The organism is Kitasatospora sp. NPDC059803 (assembly GCF_042732255.1).
GTDB lineage: Bacteria > Actinomycetota > Actinomycetes > Streptomycetales > Streptomycetaceae > Kitasatospora.
Map to the genome: position 1 here is coordinate 1,756 of NZ_JBHWIJ010000271.1, position 10,354 is coordinate 12,109.

General features: G+C 76.3%; 8 protein-coding genes. All 8 read left to right on the top strand.

The window, feature by feature from the left end; genetic code table 11:
- Positions 1–110 precede the first annotated feature (110 nt).
- A complete protein-coding gene (locus tag ACFV6I_RS31345; RefSeq protein WP_063349601.1) occupies positions 111–1,265 on the top strand; it encodes a glycosyltransferase in 1,155 nt (384 codons plus the stop codon).
- Between the two features lie 378 nt (positions 1,266–1,643).
- Positions 1,644–3,167, top strand: a complete 1,524-nt coding sequence (locus tag ACFV6I_RS31350; RefSeq protein ID WP_063349602.1) for a sugar transferase — start codon at positions 1,644–1,646, stop codon at positions 3,165–3,167.
- A gap of 5 nt (positions 3,168–3,172) precedes the next feature.
- Positions 3,173–4,486: an O-antigen ligase family protein gene (locus tag ACFV6I_RS31355; RefSeq protein ID WP_363369069.1), complete on the top strand. Its 1,314-nt coding sequence runs from the start codon at positions 3,173–3,175 to the stop codon at positions 4,484–4,486.
- Positions 4,483–6,222 (top strand): lipid II flippase MurJ, encoded by a 1,740-nt coding sequence (locus ACFV6I_RS31360; protein ID WP_063349604.1) that lies wholly within the window; start codon positions 4,483–4,485, stop codon positions 6,220–6,222. Before ACFV6I_RS31355 ends, ACFV6I_RS31360 begins: the two co-directional genes overlap by 4 nt.
- A complete protein-coding gene (locus tag ACFV6I_RS31365; RefSeq protein ID WP_380428912.1) occupies positions 6,212–7,126 on the top strand; it encodes a polysaccharide deacetylase family protein in 915 nt (304 codons plus the stop codon). Before ACFV6I_RS31360 ends, ACFV6I_RS31365 begins: the two co-directional genes overlap by 11 nt.
- Positions 7,123–8,238: a glycosyltransferase gene (locus ACFV6I_RS31370; protein ID WP_063349605.1), complete on the top strand. Its 1,116-nt coding sequence runs from the start codon at positions 7,123–7,125 to the stop codon at positions 8,236–8,238. The genes ACFV6I_RS31365 and ACFV6I_RS31370 overlap by 4 nt, the downstream gene beginning before the upstream one ends.
- Positions 8,239–8,287: 49 nt before the next feature.
- Entirely contained in the window at positions 8,288–9,157 is an 870-nt protein-coding gene (locus tag ACFV6I_RS31375) for a Wzz/FepE/Etk N-terminal domain-containing protein (protein WP_380428915.1), read from the top strand.
- Positions 9,154–10,314, top strand: a complete 1,161-nt coding sequence (locus ACFV6I_RS31380; protein ID WP_380428918.1) for a GNAT family N-acetyltransferase — start codon at positions 9,154–9,156, stop codon at positions 10,312–10,314. The genes ACFV6I_RS31375 and ACFV6I_RS31380 overlap by 4 nt, the downstream gene beginning before the upstream one ends.
- Positions 10,315–10,354: the final 40 nt, after the last annotated feature.

Sequence of the window (10,354 nt, forward strand, 5' to 3'; positions counted from 1 at the left end):
CCACTCTCCCCCGTCCCTTATACCTCTCCGAGCCACCCCACGCCCCGCCACCTGCGGGTGACGAGGGCCGCCCGGCGCGGGGGAGCCACCCTAGGCTCGCCGCCGTGCATATGACGATCCTTCACATTTCACAGCCCGTGGACGGCGGAGTCGCCCGCGTCGTCGCCGATCTGGTCCGGGGGCAGCGCGAGGCCGGTCACCGGGTGCTGGTCGCCTGCCCGGGCGGCGGCCGGCTGGCCGAGGAGGCCGCCGCCGTGGGCGCGCTGGTCCATGACTGGCCCGCCGGGCGCTCGCCGGGCCCGGGCACCGCCGCCGAGGCGTGGCGGCTGCGCCGGATCGTCCGGGCGGCCGCGCCCGACGTGGTCCACCTGCACAGTGCCAAGGCCGGGCTGGCCGGCCGGCTGGCGGTACGCGGCGCGGTGCCGACCGTCTTCCAGCCGCACGCCTGGTCCTTCGCCGCCGTCGAGGGCCCGCTGGCCACCGCCACCCTGCACTGGGAGCGCTTCGCCAGCCGTTGGGCGCACCGCCTGCTCTGTGTCAGCGTCCAGGAGCGGGCCGACGGCGTCGCCGCCGGGGTGAGCGCGGACTGGGCGGTGGTGCCCAACGGCGTGGACGTCCGCCACTACGCACCCGCCGACCGCCGGGCGGCCCGGATCGCGCTGGGCCTGGACCTGGACGCGCCGCTCGCGGTCTGCGTCGGCCGGCTGTGCCGGCAGAAGGGCCAGGACGTGCTGCTGGCGGCCTGGCCGGAGGTGCTGCGGGCGGTGCCGCAGGCCCGGCTGGCGCTGGTGGGCGGCGGCCCCGAGGAGAACCGGCTGGCGGATCTGGTCCGGGAGTCGGCCGAGCCGTCCCGGGTCCGGCTGGTCGGGGACGTGCCGGATCCGAGGCCGTGGCTGGCGGCGGCCGACCTGGTGGTGCTGCCCTCGCGCTGGGAGGGCATGGCGCTGGCCCCGCTGGAGGCGATGGCGGTGGCCCGTCCGGTGCTGCTGACCGACGTGCCGGGCGCCCGGGAGTGCCTGCCCCAGGCCGAGCGGGAGCGGGCGGTGGTGCCGCCCGAGGACGTGACCGCGCTCGCCACCCGAATGGCGGAAGCGCTGTCCGATTCGATCGAGTGTGAGCGGCGCGGGGCGCGGCTGCGCGATCACGTGGTTGCCCGGCATGACGTCCGCACGGTGGTCGAACAGGTGGACGCGCTGTACCGCCATCTGCTGGGTGCCGGTCCGGCGGCCGGGCGGCGCCGGGCCCGTGTCCCAGAGCGGATCTGATCGTTTCACATGCCGTGAATGCCCGCCGATCCGGCGCCGTCGTATTCGCACCCTCAACCGGATAGGGACGAGGCGTCAAATCCGAAATACCTATTAATGGGCGGCTGGAATGAAACGGCAAGTCAACTTCCAGCCTGCGCAGCCCGGTTATGTATTGTCGGATTTCGCCTGCTTCGTTTCGATTTCACGCCGGGAATTCGCGACTGAGCCCTTCATGGCCGCGCCCCGCGCGGCCGGGCCCGGTGCGAGAGGACCGAAAGCCGCCAGCGGTAGCAGGTGCTGTCAGGACCGCGCCCACCGGGCCGGGACGGCCGCTCCGCGCCATCCGGTGCCGGGGCGCCGTCACCCCGGGCACACAGCAGGGGAGTTCGTGCGCTGATGACCATTGACCACGACAGCGTGCCGCGAGCGGGTCGGTCCCTGTCCGGCCCGCGGCGGCCCGGCACCGGGCTGCTCGACCGTCCGGCCGGATCCGCCCGGACCCGGACGGTGCCGCCGCCCCGCCGGCCCCGCGGGGCGGTCCGTTCCCGGCTCGCCCTGCCGCTCGCGCTGGTCCAGGTCGACGCGATCGCGCTGTGCACCGCCACCGGCCTCGCCAACCGGGCCGTCGACCCGGCCGTCCCGCTCGCGCCGCTGCTCGGTGCCGCCGCCGTCCTGCCCCTGCTGCTCGTGCTCAACCTGGTCGGCGGCCTCTACCGCACCCGGCTCACCCTCTCCGTCCTGGACGAACTGCCCGCGCTGGCCGTCCGGGCCGTCGTCGCCACCGCCTTCGCCGTCACCCTGGCCGGCTGTCTGGACGGCCGCTGGCCCGACTGCGGCCCGGCCACCCCGGCCCGGCTCACCGTCCTGCTCGGCGTCCAGCTGCTGATCGCCGCCGTCGGCCGCGCCGTGCTCTACCACCTGGTCCGGCGGATCCGCCGCAGCCGCCCCAACCCCGTCCTGGTGCTCGGCGCCGGCCGGCTCGGCCGCCGGGTCGCCGCCGCCCTCAGCGAGCGCGGCGAGTACGGGATGCGCCCGGTCGGCTTCCTCGACGCCGACCCGCCGCTGCTCGCCGGCGACACCGACCTGCCCGTCCTCGGCGGCCGCGAGGTGCTGGAGCGCGAGGTCCGCCGGCACCGGATCCACCACGTGGTCGCCACCGCCGGCGCCGCCGACGAGGCCGAGACCGCCGCCGCCCTGCGCGACGCCGCCCGGCTCGGCTGCCAGGTCTGGCTGGTGCCCGCGCTGCGCGAGCACGGCTCGCTGCCCGCCGGCCCGCTGGCCGGAGCCGACCACCTGTGGGGCTTCCCCTGCCTGCGGGTCGGCGGCCCGGCGATGCGCCGCCCCGGCTGGGCCGCCAAGCGCGCCCTGGACGTCACCGCCGCCGGGCTCGGCCTGCTGCTGCTCGCCCCCGTCCTGGTGCTCTGCGCGCTGGCCGTCCGCTTCGACACCGGCCCCGGCGTGCTCTTCCGCCAGCAGCGCACCGGGCTGGACGGCAAGGTCTTCACCGTCCTCAAGTTCCGCACCCTGCGCCCGAGCAACGAACACGAGTCGGCGACCCGCTGGAACATCTCCCAGGACCACCGGATGGGCGCCGTCGGCCGGCTGCTGCGCCGCAGCTCGCTGGACGAGCTGCCGCAGCTGTGGAACGTGCTGTGCGGCGACATGAGCCTGGTCGGCCCGCGCCCGGAACGCCCCTACTTCGTCATGCGGTTCGGCCAGGCCTACCCCGAGTACGCCGACCGCCACCGCGTCCCGGTCGGCCTGACCGGCCTCGCCCAGGTCAACGGCCTGCGCGGGGACACCTCGATCGAGGACCGGGCCCGGTTCGACAACCGCTACATCGAGAGCTGGAGCCTCTGGCAGGACGTCAAGATCCTGTGCCGCACCGCGGTCCTGATGCTCCACCCGGACGGGAGCTGACCCGCGTGGCCCTGACCCTTCCCGCCGTCCCCCGGCTCGCGTTACGCAAGGCGCTGCCCGCGCTCGCGGACCGGCCCAGCCTGCTCGCCGCGGCGACCGTCCTGCTGGTCTGCGTGCCCACCGGCGAGAAGGACGTCGCCGCCGCCGTCCACGTCACCGCCGCCGACGTGGCCTCGCTGGCCCTGGTCGCGCTCACCGCGCTCAACCTGCTGCGCGGGCGGCTGCCCGCCGTCAGCCGCGCCACCTGCGTGCTGTTCGGCGGCATCGTGGTCGCCGCCGCCGTCGCCACCGTCGGCTCGATCGACCCGGCCACCAGCCTCACCGGCTTCGTCCGGCTCACCCAGGTGTTCGTCCTGGTGCCGGCCGGGGTGCTCTGCTCGCTGCGCGACCGCGTCGACCAGCGGCTGGTCCTCGGCTCCTTCGTGCTCGCCGCGCTGATCCAGGGCGTGGTCGGCGCGCACCAGTACCTCACCCGGACCGGCGCCTCCTACACCGGCCAGCCGATCCGGGCCGTCGGCACCTTCGGCGCCCTCGACATCATGGCGATGTCCACGGTCGTCAGCTACGGGCTGCTCGCCGCCCTGGCCCTGGCGCTCGCCGAGCGCCGCCCCGGCGGCGACGTCCGGCTGCGCCGCGCCATGTTCGCGGCCGCCGCCTTCCTGGCCTTCCCGCTCGCCGTCTCGTTCAGCCGCGGCAGCTGGATCGCCACCGCCGCCGCGGCCACCGTGCTGCTGCTGCGCGCCGACGCCCGGCTCGCCGTCCGCGGCGCCGTCCTCGGCCTGGCCGGCGCGGTCGTCCTGGTCGGCGGCCTCGGCCTCGGCGCCTCCGGCGTCACCGCGCGGCTCGGCTCGATCGGCTCCGTCTCCGCGGCCCCCGACCAGTCCGTCTCCGACCGCTACGACCTGTGGTCCACCGCCGGGCGGATCTGGCAGGACCACCCCGTCCACGGCGCCGGCCCCAAGGCCTTCCAGCAACTGCGCGACAGCCACGCCCCGCTGCGGCTCTCCTCCGGCAGCGACGCCGCCGACTCCACCATCGGCTTCCAGCGCGAACCGCTGCTCTCCCCGCACAACATGTACTTCCTGGTGCTCAGCGAGCAGGGGCTGATCGGCATCGTCGCCTACGCCGCGCTCTTCCTCGGCCTGCTGCTCGGCTGCCTGCGCCACTCCCGCGGCCCGGCCCTCGCCGCCCTGGCCCTGCTCACCTGGGTGCTGGTCGACTACCTGTACGCGGACATCGGTGGCACCACCACCGTGCTGACCTCCGTCGTCCTCGGCCTCGCGGCCCGGGCCTGCGTCGCGGAGGCCGACCCGCGATGACCACCGACCAGCCGGCCCTCGCCTCCGCCGTGCCCGCCCCGCGCGGCGTCCGCGCCGGCGGCCGGCCGCCCGGGCCCGATCCGGCCCCCCGGCGCGGCTTCCTCGCCAAGGCCTTCGGCATCACCGCCGTCCTCAGCGCCGCCGGCTCCGGCCTCGGCCTGCTGCGCGACCTCCTGCTGGCCCGCTACTTCGGCGCCAACCAGGGCACCGACGCCTTCCTGGTCGCCTGGACCGTCCCGGAGACGGCCGCGCCGCTGCTGATCGAGGACGCCATGTCCTTCCTCATGGTGCCCGCCTTCGCGCTCGCCCTGGTGCTGCGCGAGGAGGACCCGGACGCCCCCGACCCGGTCCGCCAACTGGTCCGCGCCACCCTGCCCTGGCTGCTGCTCGCGCTCAGCGGGCTCGCGCTGGCCACCGCCCTCGGTGCCCCGCAGCTGGTCGAGCTGCTCGCCCCCGGCCTGGCCAACCCCGGCCTCGCCGTCACCTGCACCCGGATCACCGCGATCACCGTGCTGCCGTTCGGCGTGGCCGGCTACCTCGCCGCCGCGCTGCGCGCCCACCACTGCTTCACCGCGCCGGCCGGCATCTACGTCGCCTACAACGTCGGCATCCTCGCCGTGCTGCTCGGCTGCCAGTCCTTCCTGGGCGTGCGCTCCGCCGCCCTCGGCGTCGCGCTCGGCAGCCTGCTGATGGCCGGCCTGCTGGTCGCCCCGTTCCTGCGCCGGCTGCGCCAGGGTGCGGGCCCGGGATCGCACCCGGGCGCGGGCCGCTCCCGCCGCTCCCGCAAGGCGCTGGTGCTGATGCCGTTCGCCCTGCTGCCGGTGGCCGCGTTCACCCTGACCCGGCAGTCGCAGGTCTTCGTCGAGCGCTACCTCGGCTCGGCGCTGCCGCCCGGCACCATCTCGCACCTCAACTACGCCGCCAAGGTCTCCCAACTGGCCATGACGGCAGGCATCCTGATCTGCACCGTCACCTTCCCGCTGGTCGCCCGGGCGCTGGCGGCCGGGGACCTCACCGCCGCCCGGGACCGGGTCGAGAAGGACCTCGGCCAGGCTGCGGCGGTCGTCCTGGTCGGCACCGCCTTCCTGATGGCCTGCGCCCCCTCGGTGGTCTCGCTGCTCTTCCAGCGCGGCGCCTTCGGCCCGCGGGACACCGCGGCCACCGCCGCCGTCATCCGGGTCTACAGCTTCGGCCTGCCCGCCCAGGCGCTGATCGGCGTGATGATCCGCCCGTACTTCTCGCTGCGCCCGGTGGTCCGCCGGGCCGACGATCCGGGCACCGAGGACGGCGGCCGCCGGCTGCTGGACTGGTTCCCGGTCGCCGCGATGCTGCTCGGCCTCGGCGTCACCGTCGTGGTCAGCCTGCTCGCCACCCCCCGCTTCGGCGCCCTCGGGCTCGCCGCCGGGAACGCGGCCGGCATCACCGCCGCCGCCGCGCTGCTGCTGCACGGCCTGGTGCTGCGCGGCATCCCGCTGCGGCTGCGCCGGGTGCTCGGCGGCCACGCCCGGCTGCTGGCCGCCGCCGGTGGCGCCACCGCCCTCGGCGCCGCCGTCGCCGGGCTGGCCACCGGCCCCCTGCTCTCGACCCTCCTCGGGGGCCTCACCGTGGCGTTGGCCTTCGCCGTCCTCGGCACCGGCCTCGGCGCGCGTGAGGTGCGCGGTCCGGTCCTCGCCGTGGCCCGGGCCCTGAACCCGCCAACCGTCGCCGATGAAGGGAAGCTTCCCCATGGACAATGAACGGGGAACCGTCCGTTCGACCCAGGCGGGCGTCCGCCGCCAGGCCGTACCGGCCGCAGCCGCACCACGCGGCGACCTCCCGTACACCGACTCCGCCGGACCGAAGGCGCGGCTGTCCAGGAGCCGCCGCCCGCTCGGCGAACCGTCCGGCCCCGGTTCCTCCTCGCCGTGGATCCTGATGTACCACTCGGTGGCGGTCGAGAAGGAGGACCCGTACCAGCTGACCGTCAGCCCCGAGCGGTTCGCCGAGCAGGTCGCCTGGCTGCACCGGCGCGGGCGGCGCGGCGTCTCCGTGCGCGAGCTGATGCGGGCCCGGGCCGCCGGCCGGGACGACAAACTGGTCGGGCTGAGCTTCGACGACGGCTACGCGGACTTCGCGCGCTACGCCGTGCCGATCCTCCAGGCGTACGGCTTCACCGCCACCGCGTACGTGGTCGCCGACCTGCTCGGCCGGGACAACGGCTGGGACGCCGAGGGGCCGCGCAAGCAGCTGCTCACCGTCCAGGAGGTCACCGAACTCGCCGCCGCCGGTTGGGAGATCGGCTCGCACGGCCTCGGCCACCAGGCGCTGCCCGGCCTGCCGGCCGACGTCCTGGCGGTGCAGACCCGGGAGAGCCGGCGCCTCCTGGAGGACGTGGTCGGCGGCCCGGTCACCGGCTTCTGCTACCCGTACGGCGCCGTCGACCTGCCCGCCACCCAGGCCGTCCGCGACGCCGGCTACGACTATGCCTGCGCCATCGCGCACTCCCCGCTCACCGGCCGCTTCGCGCTGCCCCGCTGCTACGTCGGCGACCGCGACGGTGCCTGGCGGCTGCGCGCCAAACGCGGCCGGCAGCGGCTGCGCGACACCGTCACCGAGCTGCGCCGAAGCCCCCTGGTCGCCCGGCGGGGGGCCCGGCCGTGAGGGTTCTGCACATCGTCACCGGCCTCGCCTCGGGCGGCGCCGAGCGCCAACTCCAGTTGCTGCTGCGGCACTTGCCCGCACACCAGCAGTGCGAGGTGGTCGCACTGACCAACCCCGGCACGGTCGCCGCCGCGCTGCGCGGCGACGGGGTGACCGTCCACCACCTCGGCATGCGCGGCAACCGCGACCTGGGCGCGCTGCCCCGGCTGGTCCGGCTGGTCCGCTCCGGCCGCTACGACCTGGTGCACACCCACCTGTACCGGGCGCAGCTGTACGGCCGGCTGGCGGCCCGGCTCGCCGGGGTCCGCGCGGTGGTCTCCACCGAGCACTCGCTGCACGCCGGGGTGATCGAGGGCCGCCCGGTCACCCGCGGCGTCAAGGGCCTCTACCTGGCGGCCGAACGGCTCGGCAGCACCACCGTCGCGGTCTCCCGGCAGGTCGCCCAGACGCTGCACTCCTGGGGCGTCCCACCGGCCCGGGTCGAGCTGATCCCCAACGGCATCGACACCGCCCGCTACCGCCGCCCGGCCGCCGACCGGGCCGCCACCCGCCGCCGGCTGCGGGCCGAACTCGGCCTGCCGGAGGGGAGCTGGGTGGTCGGCGGAGTCGGCCGGCTGGTCCCCGGCAAGCGCTTCGAGGTGCTGCTGGAGGCCCTCGCCGCACTCGACCCGGCCGCCCGGCTGGTGCTGGTCGGCGCGGGCCCGGAGCGCGCCGCGCTGGAGCACCGGGCCGCCGAACTCGGCGTCCGGGAACGGCTGGTGCTCACCGGCGAGCGCGACGACGTGCCCGACCTGCTGACCGCCCTGGACGTGCTGGCCGCCCCCTCCACCGCGGAGACCTTCGGCCTCGGCATCCTGGAGGGCCTCGCGGCCGGCCTGCCGGTGCGGCACAGCGCCTGCCCGGCGCTCGACGAACTGCCGCCCAGCGCCGCCCCGCAGGCCCGCCGGATCCCCTCCGAGGGCGCCGCGTACGCCGCCGCGCTGCGCGACCTGCGGCACCTGAACGACCACAACGCCGACCCGCTGCCGCACCCCCCGGCGGTCGGCCACTACGACATCGCCCGGGTCGCCGCCGACCTGGGCGCCCTCTACGACCGGCTGGCCCGCGCTTGACCGCCCGCCGCCACCGGAACCGCCGTCACATACCCAAGGAGTCACACCCATGACCACACCGCGCCGAAGGGCCCGCCACCTGGTCCGCCGCTGGTGGCCGGTGGCGCTCGCGGTGCCGCTGGGCGCCGCGGCCGGCGCCGGGTACGCCGTCGTCTCGCACCCCTCGTACGCCGCCAGCGCCTACGTCCTCGTGGTGCCGCAGAATCCGGGGGAGGCCGCCACCGCGACCAACTTCGCGCAGGCGTACGGGCGGTTGGCGGGCCAGCCGCAGGTGCTCGCGGTGGCGGCCGTCGAGACCGGCCACACCCGTGCCCAGCTGGAGTCCCTGGTGCACGGGACCACCTCCCCGGACGCTCCGATGATCGAGATCACCGGCACCGGGACGCGCCCCCAGGAGGCGGCCCAGACCGCCGACGCGGTGGCCCGCTCGCTGGTCTCCTTCGCCAACACGAGCAGCAAGGACACCAGTGTCCGGCTGGTGACACTGGCGCCGGCCGCCGAGCCGGACAAGCCGACCACCCCGTCCGCCGCGCTGGACGTCGCGGTCGGCGGCGCGGCCGGGCTGCTGGTGGGGGCCCTGGTGATGATGACCCGCCGCCGGGGCGAGGCCGCCCCGCCGGAGGCCGCCGAGCCCGCCGAACCCGTCGAGGCCGCCGAGGCCCCGGTGGAGCCGACGACGCCAGCCACCCCCCGCCCGCGCGGCGAGGAGCCGCCCGCCGCCGACCGGGCCGGGCAGGCCGACGAGGCCGGCAAGACCGGCCAGGCGGAGGAGACGGAGAAGATGGAGAAGACGGAGAAGGCCGAGGAGGCCGAGGAGGGCGAGGAGGCGGAAGGGCAGCCCGGGAAGGCCGCCGCCGCGAAGAAGAGCGCCGAGGAGCCCCCGGCCAAGGAGAAGGCCACGGCCGGGAGCGGGCGATGAGCACTGAGACCCGGCACACCGGCCTCCCGGCCCAGCCGGCGGCGCCGGGCTGGACCACCGAGCTGCGCCGCGAGGACGACGCCCTGGACACCCTCGCCGAGGAGTGGGACGACCTGGCCGCCCGCTGCCGGACCGCCACCTTCTTCCAGGCCGCCGTCTGGCAGCGCTCCTGGTGGCGCCACTACGGCAGTCCGGGCGACCTGCTGGTGGTGCTCGTCCGCCGGGACGGCCTGCTGGTCGGCGCGGGTGCCTTCAGACGCCGCGGCGGCCCGCTCGGCGGGCTGACCGCCCTGGGCGCCGGGCTGGTCGACTACTCGGACGTGCTGCTCGACGACGACTGCGCCGACCGGGCCGCCGCCGAGTTCGCCGCCGCCCTCCCGCTCACCCGCCCGTGGCACTCCCTGGAGCTGCGCGAGGTGCACCCCGAGGCGGCGGTGCAGCGGGTGTACGAGCACTGGCACGGCCGGCGCCGCCGCTACCAGGACTCGCTCTGCCAGTACCTGCCGGCCGTCCCGATGGACCGGCTGCTCAAGCGGGTGCCCGGCAAGACCGCGCAACGCAGCCGGGTGAAGCTGCGCAAGATCGCCGAGGCCGGGGTGCAGGTCAGCTCGACGCCGGCGGCCGAGGTGCCGGCGGCGCTGGAGGGCCTGCTGCGGCTGCATTTCCTGCAGTGGCAGCAGCGCGGCGTCACCCCGGAGCACCGCACCGAGCGCTTCGCCCGCCACCTGACCGAGTCCACCGTCGGCCTGGTCGCCACCGGCAGGGCGACCGTCCACCAGTTCCGGCTGAACGGCGAACTGGTCGCGGTGAACCTGCTGCTGCTCTGCCCTTCCTTCGGAGGCCTGTACATGTACGGCGCGCACCCGGTGCTGCGCGAGCGGCTGGACATCGCGGGGCTGCTGTTCAGCGCCGCCCTGGACGAGACGGTCGGCGCGGGCGTCCCGCTGCTCGGCCTGCTGCGCGGCCAGGAGCCGTACAAGCAGCGCTGGCGGCCGGACCAGCTGTCCAACCAGCGCCTGCTGTTCGGTCCGCCCGGTCCGGCGCCGGCGGCCATCGCCCGGTCCGGCGCGGTGCGCGTCCGCCAGCAGGCGGCGCACGTGCTGCGGACCCGCTTCCCGCGGCTCAAGGAGGCCCTGCTGGCCCGCCGCCGCGGCTGACCGCGCCCGCCCCCGCCCCCGCCCGGGCGCCCCCCCCCCC

Bases quoted from the DNA above. Each gene is read 5' to 3' on its own strand.
- ACFV6I_RS31365 (WP_380428912.1), top strand. From the start codon at position 6,212: ATGGACAATGAACGGGGAACCGTCCGTTCGACCCAGGCGGGCGTCCGC.
- ACFV6I_RS31350 (WP_063349602.1), top strand. From the start codon at position 1,644: ATGACCATTGACCACGACAGCGTGCCGCGAGCGGGTCGGTCCCTGTCC.
- ACFV6I_RS31360 (WP_063349604.1), top strand. From the start codon at position 4,483: ATGACCACCGACCAGCCGGCCCTCGCCTCCGCCGTGCCCGCCCCGCGC.
- ACFV6I_RS31345 (WP_063349601.1), top strand. From the start codon at position 111: ATGACGATCCTTCACATTTCACAGCCCGTGGACGGCGGAGTCGCCCGC.
- ACFV6I_RS31380 (WP_380428918.1), top strand. From the start codon at position 9,154: ATGAGCACTGAGACCCGGCACACCGGCCTCCCGGCCCAGCCGGCGGCG.
- ACFV6I_RS31375 (WP_380428915.1), top strand. From the start codon at position 8,288: ATGACCACACCGCGCCGAAGGGCCCGCCACCTGGTCCGCCGCTGGTGG.